The organism is Dolichospermum heterosporum TAC447 (assembly GCF_024584745.1).
Taxonomy (GTDB): domain Bacteria; phylum Cyanobacteriota; class Cyanobacteriia; order Cyanobacteriales; family Nostocaceae; genus Dolichospermum; species Dolichospermum heterosporum.
Window position 1 is genome coordinate 3,833,681 of sequence record NZ_CP099464.1, and the last position, 15,443, is coordinate 3,849,123.

Genomic DNA, 15,443 nt, shown 5'->3' on the forward strand with positions numbered 1-15,443 from the left:
AATGATTGTGAATTCAATTGAGTTGTTCCATGTATATAGCAACCATATTTGATTTGCAGACCGTGAGGGTTTCAGATCCCCGACTTCTTCGAGAAGTCGGGGATCTCTGTATCGTTAAGGCAGATACTTATAAATTAACTTAATTCAGTATATTTTTGTAGCCAGTCATCCAAATCGTCAATACCCTGAAAATCCAACAGCGCTTCTCCTAATGACTCCAACTGTGATACAGGAAAACTCTTGATTTGTGAACATTGGCTCTCTGGTAATTCCCCCAGTCGTCGTCTTAGTTGACGAATAACTAAATTAGCCTCACCTTCCTGAAGACCCTTTTGAAGACCTTCCTGAAGACCCTTTTGGCGACCTTCCTGAAGACCTTCGACAATAATCTCTTGGTAAAAACGGGATTGGGTAATATCCACAATTTCTAGGTCTAGCATATTCATGATGATCTCCTTAGTTAACTCAGGGAACTTATTAGCCAGTATAGTCTCGATTAAACTCAATCGCCTTTGAAACTCGCCTGTTGTGTCGGCTTCCTGCAATAGCTTTCTACCAATTACGGCACTTTTGTCTTTTTCTGTCACCACCAACTGCAAAAGCATCAAATTCGGGGTTAGTTCTTGCTGGTCCTGCAGATCACTCAAATATAGCTGAGTCACCCGTTTTTCCAATAATTCTGTGTAGGGAACTTCCCAGCCTAATCCTTGATTGCGATCGCGTAAAATCAACAGTCCCCGCCAGTCTTGTTTAACTGTATGTCCATAAAATCCTGTTAACCCATAACCCACATTCCGCACCCCAACTGTCACAGGAGTGGAATTACATAGGCAAGAAATAAAATTGAGAATAAAAAATAACATATTATCGAGAAAATACATTGGCAAAAAAGAAAAACACCAAAAATGGCATCAAAACCCATTGTCAATAAGGAGCAACAAGAATGAACACCACCCAGAGGGAGAAAAAGATAAATAAATGAAGATATTCAAGATACAGATTATAAGTTAGACTAATAAATTGAAGTAAAAAACGAAATTATAGACATAGTAAAATAGAGCAATAAATCAAACAGATTAGCTCCTAAATCTGATATTAATTAAATTAATGGAGAGAAGAATTAAGTGGCTAATTGATAGTAATGAAAACAATCATCTGGTAAAAGATTCAGAATAAAATCCCTATCTTGAGTCCAATTAGAGACGTGTTGTTCGTTGTTATATTCAACTAAATGAATACACTGAAAGCATTGAAAAATCCAGCGTAAAGTAGGACGGTCAGTTGCTTTACCTAATTGATTTTTAATTGTTGATTTAGAATCTTTCAGAGCATTTCTAATTTGACGTTGAGCCAAAGTATAAACCAGTAGACATAAACCCATAATCATTCCCAGAGACTCTATTCTCTCAGGACTTTTGAGAAAAATACTGTCTGCAAAAAATAATGGGTCTTTAAGAAAACCGAACCCCCGCTCACAAGACTGTTGAGCTTTATATTCACTCAGCATGGAATCATTGCTAAGTTCATTTGAATCTAAAACATTCGTAGCAATAATAAAACGTCCTGCACTCAGCAATTCTGTATTAATTTTACTTTCATTTTCGGAAACTGTAGCTGATATTTGGTAAGATATTTCTTCTGAAGAATCTTTTGTCTTAAATTTGATTTGAGTAACCAAAATTTCGTTAATTTGATGATATTTGAATTGTTTTGATAATTTTGATAATGCCTTGATAGCATCAGCCTCACAAGCAAATCTCTCTTGTGATAACTTTTTCAAATCTTTCACAGCTTTTGATTCTGCTTTGGTAATTTTTTGTCTGAGCTTACGCAGGTCTGATTCTCTTCTTTCTTGACTTTGCACTACTAACCATCTTTGTTCTATCCCTGCATAATTTTCGGTTTTTGATGCTAATTTATATCCTGGTATTGTACTATCAATAAATTCTGATTCTGGTAATGTTGATATTAATGATTTTGCTGCTTTTATGCTTAATGGTACTCGACATAACCAACGTAATTCTGACATCATTTTCAGGTTTGATTCTGTATATAAAGCAGCGTCAGCAACGATGAGACTATTAACTTCTAATTGTTTTTGATATTCTACTGCTATTTGACCAAAGCATGATGAATCTGTTTGGTTTCCTGATGCTAGTTTTAAAAATATTGGTATGTCTCCATCTCCTGAACATATCATTTCTATGATGAATTGTTTTAAATCTGGTCTATGGTCACGGGAATAACCGTAGGTGATGGTTATCTCTTTTGGTGATTTTACTGCTAATTCTTCTAATTCTTGGTTATTTCCTACTTTTTGATTCTCAAATATTACTTCTGGTAAACTTGTATTATATTGCCCATGCACGTGTATTGATGATGAGTCTAAATGCGACGTTGACAGTGATACTCCAAATTTTTGTGCTGCTTTTAAGGCTATGATAAAAAATAGTGTATCCAATCCTTTGATAAATAGTTTATCCATAACTCTCCCCAGTTTATCGTCGTTGAGATATTCTGGTTTTACTCCTGCTCCTATTAGATGTTCACAGGCGATTGTTTCAAAATATTGGGGAAACATATATAAGGGTTTCGATACAAATCCTAACCCGTTTATTATCATGGCTTTTACTACTTGACCTGCACTTACTTTCTCGTCTTTTTCAACTCCTATTAATTCATTTATTATTTCTACTATTCCGATTGAATCTATCATCCCTGCTACTATCCCTAGATGATCTATGTTTTGAATTTCTATTTCTTGGGGTTTTAATTTCACAACAGATTCCTCTACTTGTTCTATTGTGATTCTCTCATTTCTTGCTTTTGTGAACAATTAATTTTTTAATCATATCGAATTTTCTCTTTCTTTCAGTCCCGTTACGAAGTTCCACTTTCTCACTCCATGCCCAGCTTAATGCTACTTACTATCATTAAGCCTCTTACCCTTCGAATGATTTTTAGTTATTATGTACTACTCGCTAGGCTTTTTTGATATGTGACAGTTCAGGGTGCGGAATGTGGGCCATAACCCAACTGGGAATGAATTCCCAGTCTCATAGCAGAAGTCATCTGAAGATGACTAAGAGATATCTAAATTTAAAAAATATCCTAAAATTTATTGTGGTGCGGGCATCTTGCCTGCTAATAATACAAGATTAGATCATCTAACCCATAACCCAACTGGGAATGAATTCCCAGTCTCATAGCAGAAGTCATCTGAAGATGACTAAGAGATATCTAAATTTAAAAAATATCCTAAAATTTATTGTGATGCGGGCATCTTGCCCGCTAATAATACAAGATTGGATCATCTAATTAATAGGGAACTTCCGAGCCTTAATTATTTGATGCCCTGGGTGGGGGTAAAGCAAGAACATATATGTTTTGCGATCGCTAAGTAGTGAGACAGAATTAATTACACAATGTCATTGCCAATGGAAAGAAGTGAAGCAATTGCCAGGGTTGCGATTGCTTCCCTTCGGTCGCAATGACTGTAAATGTTTTTGTCCAATTACTTATATGTTTTGCGATCGCTAGTTTGACTCACTAAGCTAACATACTGACCATCGCTGAGACAACGCGCTTTGCACCATTGCCATCTACTAACTGCTGTCCTTTTTTACTCATGGTTTCCCGATGGGGGCGATCGCCAATTAAGTCTTGTATTGCTAAACTCAAACCCTCAATAGTTACATCCTCATGCCAACCTAGATTAATAATTACACCTTGTCGATCTAATTTTGCCGTAATGTCTTTTTGATTATCCGCCACTGTGATTACAATACTAGGCAAGCCCATAAATGCTAATTCCCAATTAGTTGAGCCACCTGCGGCGATCGCTATGTCTGCCCAAGCCATCAACTCAGGCATATTAGTGACATTTTGTTGTAAAGTAATTAACATTCTGGATTTTGCAACTTCAGTCTGTAATTTCTCATAGTGCGGGTTGCTACCACCGACAACAACAATAACTTCTAAATTATCACTGTTTACTAGTTGTAAAGCTTGAATGACTTTCCGTGTCACATTATCAGGATCGCTACCACCTAGAGTAACTAAGATTCGCAAGGATGAACCAGGAGGCGATTTCCTTAGTTGATATCTAGCATGATCGCGCCATGACCAAAATTCACGCCGCAACAAGGTGTATTCACACCCTAACAGAAATTGGGTTTTTGGGTTGATGCGGGGATAGAGACTAGCATCAGCATCAATATTTTGATTTAATATCAAGTCAGCACAATAACTATCAGCGTGTCCATAATCATCTATTACCAATAATTGTAATCCAGCCGCTTTAATTGTTTGTTGATAACTAGCATGAAAGTGATAACCATCGAGAACTAACCAGGGGCTATGATAATTTTGACAACAGGTAATGGTCTCTAGGGCATCTGCCAAAGATCCGGGTAATGGTGAGATTTCCAGCCTATTTATGCCCTCAGTTGCCAGTCTTTGGGCGAGGGTGACGGGGAAATCTTTGTGGGTACAGAAGTACACTCGTCCACCATCAGTTTGCCAAGCCTGGGCAAGTGCTAAACAGCGCATGACATGACCCGTACCCATTTGGGTAGATGCGTCAGCACGGATAATTAGTTTTTGTATTTCTTCACAGAAGATACCAAAACCAGACAAATTGGATACCATATTTTTCATTTCTTCAGGATTGACCTTGATGTTATCCCTACGATAAAACAAAAATGTTGTATCCCAGCCGACTCATGGATAACCTTTGCCAATTGTGATGTACTGAGCCTCTCGATTATATTCAAGCAAGCTATTAGCTTCAAAAATGTTTGGCAATTTCATCAAATCGTCTTCAATTAACTGATTATAGTTATTCTGCACACTCCAACCGTTAAATTTCCATTTATTAGGTTCAATCTGATGCCAAAATTGGGGATTACGATGTTGATCGATCATAAATTGGAGCGATCGCTTTGTAATACCTAGCCATTCACAAAATTGATCAATGTAAGCCAAGGACGCTAGTTCATGTTTACGCACAAGGGCTAAACCTTGATCACGAGATATCCGCCCAAATCTAATCTCACGGCAAGCATGATCGGTGACTTTAGAATAACCATGTTTATATAGTTTTAATAGATCATGAAGATCCATGTAATTGAAGCAGTCAACATAATCATAGCAATCAAAAGTTCGATTAAAAGAAGCAGTTTGGTAATCATATTCACGCATCATTTGTTCATGCTGCGCTTTGGGGTCCCATCGGACATAGTTGCCGAGGTATATACCGCGTACACCAATAGTATAAATATCTTGATCACTGGGATAGCGATATTGCCAAATATCCTTTTCTTTGAGAACGTCAAAAATAGACAGAAGATCATCAGCTTCATGCCCCATCAAATCATGATCTTGACGATAGCGCCGCGTCATCTCTACTGCGTGGGTGTGGGAGAACATACCAACTTGCTCTAGTCCCTGATGTGCGCCCCAAATGATCAAGGGGATTTGATAACGCACTGCCGTCTGGACAGGGAAAACGGTTTGTCCTGCCAAGATTGGCCAATAGATACTACCAAAGCGTCTTAATGTGGTGCGGGTTATTTTCTTGACAGAATCAGGATTAACATTCTGGTAGAGAATATCGCAATTAAATTTAATTCGTAGATTGGCTAAATTACGGATGCCTAATGGAGTGTTGAAATATTTATTGTAGGTAACTAAAAGAGGGTTTAATCCCAAACGTTCTTTGACTAAATGGACTATGTAGTAAGAATCTTGAGCGCCACTAACAGGCACAATGCAGTCATAGTTCTTTCCATCATGGTTGCGATATGGTTCTATCTGTCGCTCTAGCAGATGCCAACGCTCATCCCAATCCAGTGTATCTTTCTCCTCATGAATGCGACATCCAGAGCAAATCCCCTCGGCATCTAGAGTTAGTCCTAGAGGATGTGCTGTTGAGTAAAGGCATCGCTTACAGAAGTACATTTTAGAGTTGATTTCAGGCATTGGTTGATAGAGAATATTTGGAGGCATAAGTGGGACTGCGAAACTGTTCAAAGGCGATTGCTTGTTTATATTTTTGGATAGCTTGTTCTTGATAATTCAAAAAGTTACCAATGGCGATCGCCACAATATTTGGCTCAACTAATAGTTTTCCTATTTGCGCCGGCTCACTTAAACCGCCAAAGGCAATTATGGGAATATTCTGGAATGGAAAATTTTTAACCAAATTTGCCTCAAAACTATTGACTTGCCCCTCATGAAACCAGTCTGAAATGAGTATTTCTGAAATTATTCCTGACTGAACGGTTGTCAAAAGTTGATTGGTGATCGCCATTTTAGTTTGAGTGCGATAGTCAAACCACTCTAATCTACCATCTTGCCAAGATAGAGGCACAGAGGCAATTACCGCTTGCGCTCCCAGTCTTTCTGATAGAAACTGTACCTCTTGCAAATCATCATGCAACAGCGCATCCACAACAAGGCGATCGGCTCCATATTGGATTACCTTAACACCATCAGCAACATTACGAATCCCACCGCCATAGATCAAGGGAGTTGATAAACCAAGTTTACCGATACTTTCTAGTAAAGGAAAATCAGGTTCGATTTTTTGGTTAGAACGATCAATAACCTGTATCAAAATCTCATCAGCACCCCAGCGATCAAGATTTTTAATAAGACATTCTGGCTTGCCCAATGGTAAGTAGCGCTGATAGCCAAAGGACTGTACTGCCCAACCATCTTTAACCGTGACAACTCCGATCAAACGTTTTTTTAGCATTAGCAAGCCCCATAATCAAATTTTTAAATAGCTCTCTTCCAGGGTCTTGACTTTTTTCTGGATGGAACTGTAGTCCGACTATATTACCATTGCGGATTACGGCGGCGATCGCTTGATTATGTTGGGCGATCGCTATTTTATATTTATCTGCTCCTTGATAGGTAAATGAATGATTAAAATAAAAAGCTTGATGATTACTGGACTCAAGGGGTGAATCCTGTTGCGAACATTTAATTTCATTCCAGCCAATATGCCATTTTGACCCTGTAAGGGGGACAATCTCACCCTCAATCAAATCCAAACCCAATGTGTACTCAAATTCATAGGAAGCAGTTGTTAGTAACTGCATACCCAAACAAATGCCAATCATTGGACGTTCCATCTCAGCTTGCTTTTGCAGATAATTCACTAGTCCGCGATCGCGCAGTGCTTGCATTGCCGAAGGGAAAGCACCCACCCCAGGCAGAATCAAGATGTTAGTATTATCTAAAACTTGCGGATCAGCACTAATTCGCACTTTAAAGCCCATACTTTTGAGGCTATGCATCACAGATGCGTGATTACCCATACCATAATCAACAATTCCAACTATAAGATTACTCACAGTCCCACGCCTACCTTAAACTTACGACTAATTGTTCCATTCTCTTCTAATTTAAACAAATCTCGATTGAGAGAAGCGTGAACTTTCTGCCAAAATTCAAGTACTGAAATCCTTAAGTAGTTGCAATACTCCTTAATGTATTTCTCGTCATAAGCATCATCATATTTCTCTACCAACTTGATAGCATTTTCACGACTAATTCTACCCAGCCGAATTTCTTCATTTACATAGTCAGTTACTCGACCAAAACCATACTTATAGTATTTGATTAACTGATTTACTGGTGTAAAATCTTCATCAAGAGCCGTCACTCCATACAGATCGCCAGTTTTTTCTACACCATCGGAACGTATTTCGAGTCCATTTCCACAGGAATAAGCCGCATTATTTACAAGTGACCAATCTCCTAAAAACCATCCTAGATAGACAATTTGTAAATTATATTTATCAAAATCAGAAACATGAGGATATATATAAGGTAGAAGTTCTTTCTCTAAAAAACCAAATTCCATCATCCATTCAAGCCCACTAGAAAGAGTATTCATATAACGAAGATTGTTACCATCGTAACCTGTACGTCCTAATGTCTTCATATCCCCAAGTTGTAACCCTGGATTCTCTCCCCACATAATTAAATTAATTCCATATTTAATTGCAATTTGCGGGACAGAAGAAAAAAGAGCCATTTCTGTTGAACGAAATGAGTTTGTAAATCTATGGAAACCCCCTTTTTTAAGCTCTCGCCAAGTTTTTGGCGCAGGTGCGCTAATAACCGTATCAAAGCCAAGATTTATCAAATTAGAGAGGTTGTCAACTCCGCGTTCAGTAACTTGTTCAGGTGGATAGCTTAAACATACTAGCAATGGATTGATGTCGAGTTTATCTCTTAAAAATAGTGCTTGGCGAGTACTATCTTTTCCTCCACTAACACCAATGATACAATCGTGATACTGCCCTTTCTTTTTAGGGTTATTTTTAAAGATATTTAAAAGTATTTCATATCGTTCCTGCCAATCTATTTCTTGTGATGCTTCATAATAGTTACAAGCTGGACAAATTCCCTCAGACGTAAAAACAGTATTAGGTCTTGTATTGGGTTGAAGGCATTTCTGGCAGTACTTCATACGTTGATTCCAAACAGATTAGTTTGACTTATACTCTTTTAACTAAAAATTATTGATTGAGTTATTTTTAATAAATTATTTTTTCTCAAACAACCACCAATTTATATCATCAAAACCAGCAGAATCATAAATATGTCCCCAAAGAAATCCATAATCAAGCAAATTTACATCAAAGTTCTCAATAAAGAGCTTCCCCCAGTCACGCTTAAATAATTTATCTTTTTCGCCCTGATACTCAATTGATATTGGTGTGCGATTAAAGTATTCACCCATCAAAATATACTTCGATGAATATCGAAACATTTTTTCCATATGTGCAAGTAGTTGATCAGGATTAATATGTATTAGTACTCCCATTGTAAATACTAGATCAAAGGAATTATTATCAAAGAATGACTCTAAGATTGCTCCGTTAAAAGCATGGGCGAATTTATAGCGAGAACAGACAAAGTTAAAGGCAGGTTCACTAATTTCAATAATTGAAGGTTCAGCATTAGGCAGAATCCGATTGATCTGCTCGATATTTCGACCAATGTTACAACCACATTCTAAAAATGTGTTGATCTCTCCATCAACATTCGCAAGTATTTTTCTCCATGCTTCAGCACCAAGATTATGATCAAACTCTTGGTTTTTTTTTATGTAATCTTTGGCGTATGTTGTCGCCCAAAATTGTTCTTGTGAGCTATTGAATGACATAGATTTATTGTCCTTACAAATTATTTTATGATATTCATGATCATGGGCGCGAGCATTTCTGCACGTATCCAATCCTCTTCACTATCAATATCTTGTACACGCCATCTAGGGATGATAATCGGTAGGGAATGACGATCGAAAATACGTTTACCCTCTAACCAAGCCGATGGCTGTCCCCAATAAAATTGTCCTGCATCATGGAGCGCTCTGGGCAATTCTTGCGATCGCGTTAAAAAGTGTTCTGGGAAAACCATCTCAATCCCACCATCAGGATTTTCCGTAAATGCTCGAAAAATAGGTGCAGCAAAATCTGTTACTGAAAAAGCATAACTCCAACAACCAGACTCTAAAGCCTGCAAACCTCTTGTCAAATCTTTGACTTGCACAAAAGGAGCGGTCGCATAAATACAACAGACAGCAGAAATAGATAAACCTTGATCAATCAGCCATTGAGTTGTATGGGCAATTACCTCAGTTGTTCCTGCATAGTCATTGGACAGATCTGCGGGACGTAAAAATGGAACTTCGGCTCCGTAATTTCTGGCGACTTCGGCGATCTCCTGATCATCGGTCGAAACAATAATCTGGTCAAATAGTCCAGAAGCGATCGCCGTCTCAATTGACCATGCGATCATTGGCTTACCAAAAAAGTTTTTAATATTTTTGCGAGGAATACGTTTACTTCCTCCCCTTGCTGGAATAACTGCAATGTTCATTTGAAAATATCTAAGTCTTCTATCAAAAATTTAAGGGGCTGGCCAGAAATCTGGATTGATAATCTCATCTAGTTTAAAAGGACAAGTTTCAGGGAAATTTTCATCGGGTAAATCAGTTTCTGCGATCGCTAAATCTCTAGCTTCAGACCAACTTTCTACTAAGGCTTCATTGAGACGGGACTTTAACCCAGGATTACGACGCAGCAACTTGTCAATTGATGTTCGCTGTAGGCGAATTGTCGCTCGCCAACTGTTAGAACGTCGCCAGTGTTGCACCTGCCATTTGAGCAGATGCGCCACTAATTGCATCAACCTTGACTCTAACTGATCGTAATGACGATTACCCAAATCTGTTAGCTCCTCGATCAGATGAGATAAGTCTAACTGCTCAAATTTCTCCTGACGCAGTAAATCTGATTGTTGATGCGCCCAGCTATAAAAGTCAGATTCATACAATGTGTCACTCATGTTGACTCTCCATCAGGTCAAGATGTCTGTTGATAAGTAGTGAGGCAGAATTAATTACACAATGTCATTGCGTTAGCGCAGCGTGGCGTTAGCCATAGGGAACGAAGTGAAATGAAGCAATTCCAATGGTTGTGATTGCTTCCCTTCGCTCGCAATGACTGTAAATATTTTTGTCCAATTACTTATTATCTTCCTATTGTAAAATCTCCCCTAACGTCTTAATAACATAATTTTGATTGTCTTCAGTTAAATCATAATAAAGCGGCAAACTAATCGCCTCCTGATAATAAGATTCAGACTCAGGAAAATCACCCTGCTTAAATCCCAACTGCTGATAATAGGGCTGGGTGTGAACAGGAATATAATGTACATTGACTCCAATTCCTGCGGTTCTGAGTGCCTCAAATACTTCTCGATGGGAGCGATTGATGGAATGGCGTTGTAACCGAATTACGTATAAATGCCAACTGGAATAGGTATCAGGATGTTGATAGGGTCTAGTAACAGGTAAATCTTGCAAGCCAATATTATATCTTGCTACCAACTCATGACGACCCTTGACGAAGGTATCCAACCTTTCCATCTGACTTGCACCCAAAGCGGCTTGTAAATCAGTCATCCGGTAATGATAACCCAACTCCAACTGCTGATAGTACCAAGGTCCTGGGGAATCTCCCTGAATAAAGCGAGGATCGCGGGTAATACCATGACTCCGCAGCCGGATCAACTTTTCATAGAGGTCTTGACGATTGGTTAAAATCATGCCTCCTTCGGCAGTGGTGATGATTTTAACTGGGTGGAAACTAAATACAGTCAAATCAGAAAACTGACAACAACCAATGGGGCGATCGCCATAACGGCCACCTATACCATGGGCTGCGTCTTCAATCACCTGAAAGCCATACTTTTGTGACAACTGAGCGATCGCTTTCATGTCGCAGGATTGCCCAGCAAAATGGACTGGAACCACAACTTGAGGTAATTTCCCCCGTTCTGCTGCTAGGGCTAATTTGTCAGCTAGGGCGGGAATACTGAGATTATAGGTTTGAGGATCAATATCCACAAAATCCACTTCTGCACCACAGTACAAACCACAGTTTGCAGAAGCTACAAAGGTATTAGGTACAGTCCACAGTCTATCACCAGAACTTAATCCCGCAGCTAAACAGGCAATATGTAACCCCGCTGTAGCACTAGCCACCGCCACTGCATATTTTACCCCACAGTATTCAGCTACTAAGTTTTCAAATCGAGCGATCGCTGGTCCTTGGGTTAACCAATCTGACTGTAAAACGCTGACCACGGCATCAATATCTTGCTGATTAATATTTTGCCGTCCGTAGGGAATATAGTTCATAAAACTGAAAACTTAGAAAGATGTTAAAAATCAACCCTAGAAACTAATATTGACGTTTTGTGATATCCATAAGTAATTTTACTGTTACCAAGGGAACACCAAGAAATAAGTTACCCAATTTTGTGGGACAGGCATCCTGCCTGTCCTTGATAATTAGCAGGACTGTCCTTGATAATTAGCAGGCTTGTCCTTGATAATTAGCAGGACTGTCCTTGATGATTAGCAGGACTGTCCTTGATGATTAGCAGGACTGTCCTTGATGATTAGCAGGCCTGTCCTTGATGATTTGCAGGCAAGATGCCCGCACCACAAGAAATTTTTGGGTATTTTGGACTGTCCTTGATAATTAGCAGGACTGTCCTTGATGATTAGCAGGCCTGTCCTTGATGATTTGCAGGCAAGATGCCCGCACCACAAGAAATTTTTGGGTATTTTTTTTAATTACTTATTGCTTTATTTCTCTCCTGATTGCAGCGCCCAATAGTGGGCATATTTCCCATCTAGTTGCAATAACTCCTGGTGATTGCCCTGTTCCAGCACTTGTCCTTTTTCTAGGACTATAATTTGGTCGGCACGGACAATGGTAGAAAGACGGTGAGCAATAACTAACACAGTGCGATCGCGCTCAAACTGATTTAATGCTTCCTGTACCAAGCGTTCTGACTGACTATCTAAAGCACTGGTAGCCTCATCTAAAATCAAGATCTCCGGCTGCATTAAAATTGCCCGTGCCAGTGCTATCCGTTGTCTTTGCCCACCTGAAAGCCGATAGCCCCGCTCCCCTACTACCGTATCATAACCTTGGGGGAGAGAGGAGATAAACCCATCAGCTTGAGCTAAATGAGCAGCATCTCGCACTTCATCTGCTGTTGCTTGGGGCAATCCGTAGCGGATATTTTCTAAGATACTCTGGTTAAAAATAAAGGTATCCTGACCAACCACTCCCAGTCCCTTGCGCCAGCTTTCTAAGCTATAGGATTGTAAAGCCAATCCGTCTACTAAGACTTGCCCTGTTGTTGGTTCATATAGGCCAATCAGCAAATCCGCGATGGAGGACTTACCAGCCCCAGACTCCCCCACCAAGGCTGTGACTGAATTTCTTGGTAATTTAAATGACACATTCACCAAGGATGGGGTGGTAGTTCCATCATAGTGGAGGGATACTTCAGTAAAGCTGATAGCGGATTTAAGTCCGGTAAATTCCGCGCCGCCCGAACGAGTAAACTCTTTATCTTTTGTGTATAAAATTTCATCTATTCGTAACATCTGTCCTGATCTTTCCGCCATCCGCTGCATTGTTACGGCTATTAACTGCGTCTGCATGGACAGGCGATTTAATGCCAAAATAAAGGTAGCTAGGGAAGGTAATACTGCCGACTGCTCTCGCCGCAGGAGCAGTGAACCCGCTGTCAACAAAACAGCAACCACTAAAATCGTCAAGCCATTATTCAGAGGAGCGATAATGGATATTAACCGCACTTGGTGCTGTAAGATCCCTACAACTTCCTGCTGTAGGGATCTTACTCGTTCAATTGTCTCGGCTTGACGACCAAAGGTATGGACCACTCGCAGGGCTTGGATATTTTCCACCATGTCTTTAGAAACATCTACCTGGGCATAGGAAAGTTTCACTGAGGTGGCACTAATGCGGGGCAGTAACCAGCGTTGAACAAACATCAAAACCATAAACAATAACACTGCAACTGCCGACAGAGGCACGGAAATTGCTAGGACTGTGACTGAGTAGGCTAGGACTAAAAACACTCCCGTCAGCAGCAGATTCCAATCCCTCATTTGTAGGTCAATTGTGCTACCAGCTTGACTAACATGGGTACTTAAGTCTCCCACTTTATAGCGACTGGCACAGGGAAAGCTCAGACTAATAATCCGGGCAAAGATTGTTTCTGTCATCTGGGCTTGAATCCGGGCTGTCAAATCTCCAGTAGCTACTTTACTCACATAGTCCATGAGGCTGCGTGTTAATTGCAACCCTACTGCTAAGGCAATGAGGACTAAAAAAATTGTTTGGCTGTCCCCAGTCCATTTTTGAGCTAACCAGGGAAATGTGGACGCTATTTGGTTGGGTAAGTGAGGGAGTTTATGAGACTCTAGAACCCCTAGCGCCAAAAAAATTACCCCCAAGGTGGCGGTTTCTAAAGAAGCAGCTAGTAGGTTACTGGTAAAGGACAAAAGTAGTAACTTTTTGTTCCGGTTTATTGTTAACCCAATTTGCTGGTAGGACGGGGTACTGAAGATTTTAAATGGGGTTAGCCATTTTGTTTGAGTTTTTCTCAGGAGATTGATAAATGCCACAATAAACCACAATAAAATTAAATTTTTTAAACAAGCCCGGTGTTGATAAGTAATTGGACAAAAATATTTACAGTCATTGCGAGGGAAGGGAAGCAATCACAACCCTTGGAATTGCCTCATTTCACTTCGTTCCATATGGCTAACGCCACGCAACGCTTACGCAATGATATTGTGTAATTAATTTTGTTTCACTACTTAGCTAATAAAATTAAATTTTTTAAACAAGCCCGGTGTTGATAAGTAATTGGACAAAAATATTTACAGTCATTGCGAGGGAAGGGAAGCAATCACAACCCTTGGAATTGCTTCATTTCACTTCGTTCCATATGGCTAACGCCACGCAACGCTAACGCAATGACATTGTGTAATTAATTGTGTCCCACTACTTATATTACACATGGAAATTTGGATCTACATGAGTTTGAATTGACTCCCGAATCTCTTCTACGGTCATAAACTGATCATTTTCACCGGAATTATAATTAAATCCTGGTTTTACTGGGGTGGCGTTCATGCGATCGCAATATGATTTCACGTTATAACTGTTAGTTATGGGCAAAATTGCATAATACTTGCCCAAATCCACCGTTGTCAAGGAATCAGCACTGGTAATCATTTCTTCATGGACTTTCTCCCCAGGACGGATACCAACAATCCGATGTTCACAATTTGGGGCAATAGCCTTGGCTACATCAGTAATTCGGTAGGAAGGAATCTTTGGCACAAATATCTCCCCTCCCACACCATTCTCAATCGTCCACAGCACCATTTCCACCCCCTCTTGCAGCATGATATTAAACCGTGTCATGTTTGGATCAGTAATTGGAATCACCCCTTCATGGCGCTTGTTGAGGAAAAAAGGAATTACTGAACCACGAGAACCCATAACGTTGCCATATCGCACCGCACTTAAACTCAGTTCTCGTTTACCCTTAATATTATTGGCTGCAATAAATAATTTATCTGAACATAGTTTGGTTGCCCCGTACAAATTAATTGGTGCTGCTGCTTTATCGGTAGACAAAGCCACCACTCGCTTGACATCAGTATCTAAGCAAGCCTGAATTACATTCTCTGCACCAAGGACATTTGTATGAATAAATTCCATGGGGTTGTATTCCGCTGCTGGAACTTGCTTCAATGCGGCTGCATGAACGACAATATCAATTCCTTCTAAAGCCCTTCTTAGGCGATTTTGATCCCGGACATCACCCAAAAAATAGCGCAGCCCTGGAAAGTCTTGATCTCGAAATTCTTGAGCCATTTCAAACTGCTTGAGTTCATCCCGACTAAAAATAACCAAACGAGGGATATTTGGATAACGTTCTAGGATATTTCTGACAAATACTTTGCCAAAAGACCCTGTTCCACCCGTAATTAAAATTGTTTTATTTTCTAGCAT

Annotated in this window: 13 protein-coding genes; all 13 read right to left on the bottom strand. The window is 39.7% G+C overall.

Translation table 11 applies throughout. From position 1 onward, the window contains the following. Positions 1-134 precede the first annotated feature (134 nt). Positions 135-881, bottom strand: a complete 747-nt coding sequence (locus NG743_RS17115) for a DUF4351 domain-containing protein (RefSeq protein ID WP_257120518.1) — start codon at positions 879-881, stop codon at positions 135-137. Positions 882-1,120: 239 nt separating this feature from the next. Continuing rightward, complete coding sequence (locus NG743_RS17120) at positions 1,121-2,716, bottom strand: IS1634 family transposase (RefSeq protein WP_257122116.1); 1,596 nt, start codon at positions 2,714-2,716, stop codon at positions 1,121-1,123. Positions 2,717-3,549: 833 nt separating this feature from the next. Then, positions 3,550-4,650, bottom strand: a complete 1,101-nt coding sequence (pseG, locus tag NG743_RS17125; protein WP_257120519.1) for a UDP-2,4-diacetamido-2,4,6-trideoxy-beta-L-altropyranose hydrolase — start codon at positions 4,648-4,650, stop codon at positions 3,550-3,552. Positions 4,651-4,722: 72 nt separating this feature from the next. After that, positions 4,723-5,982 (bottom strand): N-acetyl sugar amidotransferase, encoded by a 1,260-nt coding sequence (locus NG743_RS17130; protein WP_257120520.1) that lies wholly within the window; start codon positions 5,980-5,982, stop codon positions 4,723-4,725. Next, positions 5,975-6,760, bottom strand: a complete 786-nt coding sequence (locus tag NG743_RS17135) for a HisA/HisF-related TIM barrel protein (protein ID WP_257120521.1) — start codon at positions 6,758-6,760, stop codon at positions 5,975-5,977. The genes NG743_RS17130 and NG743_RS17135 overlap by 8 nt, the downstream gene beginning before the upstream one ends. After that, entirely contained in the window at positions 6,723-7,364 is a 642-nt protein-coding gene (gene hisH, locus NG743_RS17140) for an imidazole glycerol phosphate synthase subunit HisH (protein WP_257120522.1), read from the bottom strand. The genes NG743_RS17135 and hisH overlap by 38 nt, the downstream gene beginning before the upstream one ends. Further along, positions 7,361-8,488 carry an N-acetyl sugar amidotransferase gene (locus NG743_RS17145; RefSeq protein ID WP_257120523.1) on the bottom strand — a complete coding sequence of 376 codons (1,128 nt, stop codon included), beginning with the start codon at positions 8,486-8,488 and terminating at the stop codon, positions 7,361-7,363. Before NG743_RS17145 ends, hisH begins: the two co-directional genes overlap by 4 nt. 75 nt (positions 8,489-8,563) lie before the next feature. Then, entirely contained in the window at positions 8,564-9,187 is a 624-nt protein-coding gene (locus NG743_RS17150) for a pseudaminic acid biosynthesis-associated methylase (RefSeq protein WP_257120524.1), read from the bottom strand. Positions 9,188-9,207: 20 nt separating this feature from the next. After that, positions 9,208-9,903 (bottom strand): pseudaminic acid cytidylyltransferase, encoded by a 696-nt coding sequence (gene pseF, locus NG743_RS17155; RefSeq protein WP_257120525.1) that lies wholly within the window; start codon positions 9,901-9,903, stop codon positions 9,208-9,210. A gap of 30 nt (positions 9,904-9,933) precedes the next feature. Next, on the bottom strand, positions 9,934-10,371 hold the full coding sequence (locus NG743_RS17160; protein ID WP_257120526.1) for a DUF29 domain-containing protein: 438 nt from the start codon (positions 10,369-10,371) through the stop codon (positions 9,934-9,936). A 193-nt stretch (positions 10,372-10,564) separates the two neighbouring features. Then, a complete protein-coding gene (gene pseC, locus NG743_RS17165; protein WP_257120527.1) occupies positions 10,565-11,728 on the bottom strand; it encodes a UDP-4-amino-4,6-dideoxy-N-acetyl-beta-L-altrosamine transaminase in 1,164 nt (387 codons plus the stop codon). Between the two features lie 453 nt (positions 11,729-12,181). Continuing rightward, the gene (locus NG743_RS17170; protein ID WP_257120529.1) at positions 12,182-13,918 is read right to left on the bottom strand and encodes an ABC transporter ATP-binding protein; all 1,737 of its coding nucleotides are present in this window, start codon (positions 13,916-13,918) and stop codon (positions 12,182-12,184) included. 514 nt (positions 13,919-14,432) lie between these two features. Beyond that, on the bottom strand, positions 14,433-15,443 hold the full coding sequence (gene pseB / locus NG743_RS17175; protein ID WP_257120531.1) for a UDP-N-acetylglucosamine 4,6-dehydratase (inverting): 1,011 nt from the start codon (positions 15,441-15,443) through the stop codon (positions 14,433-14,435).

Excerpts from the sequence above, each read along its gene's own strand:
- NG743_RS17115 (WP_257120518.1), bottom strand. The coding sequence starts at position 881 with ATGTATTTTCTCGATAATATGTTATTTTTTATTCTCAATTTTATTTCT.
- pseF (WP_257120525.1), bottom strand. The coding sequence starts at position 9,903 with ATGAACATTGCAGTTATTCCAGCAAGGGGAGGAAGTAAACGTATTCCT.
- pseC (WP_257120527.1), bottom strand. The coding sequence starts at position 11,728 with ATGAACTATATTCCCTACGGACGGCAAAATATTAATCAGCAAGATATT.
- pseG (WP_257120519.1), bottom strand. The coding sequence starts at position 4,650 with ATGGTATCCAATTTGTCTGGTTTTGGTATCTTCTGTGAAGAAATACAA.
- pseB (WP_257120531.1), bottom strand. The coding sequence starts at position 15,443 with ATGCTAGAAAATAAAACAATTTTAATTACGGGTGGAACAGGGTCTTTT.
- NG743_RS17135 (WP_257120521.1), bottom strand. The coding sequence starts at position 6,760 with ATGCTAAAAAAACGTTTGATCGGAGTTGTCACGGTTAAAGATGGTTGG.
- NG743_RS17130 (WP_257120520.1), bottom strand. The coding sequence starts at position 5,982 with ATGCCTGAAATCAACTCTAAAATGTACTTCTGTAAGCGATGCCTTTAC.
- NG743_RS17150 (WP_257120524.1), bottom strand. The coding sequence starts at position 9,187 with ATGTCATTCAATAGCTCACAAGAACAATTTTGGGCGACAACATACGCC.
- NG743_RS17145 (WP_257120523.1), bottom strand. The coding sequence starts at position 8,488 with ATGAAGTACTGCCAGAAATGCCTTCAACCCAATACAAGACCTAATACT.
- NG743_RS17120 (WP_257122116.1), bottom strand. The coding sequence starts at position 2,716 with ATGATAGATTCAATCGGAATAGTAGAAATAATAAATGAATTAATAGGA.
- NG743_RS17160 (WP_257120526.1), bottom strand. The coding sequence starts at position 10,371 with ATGAGTGACACATTGTATGAATCTGACTTTTATAGCTGGGCGCATCAA.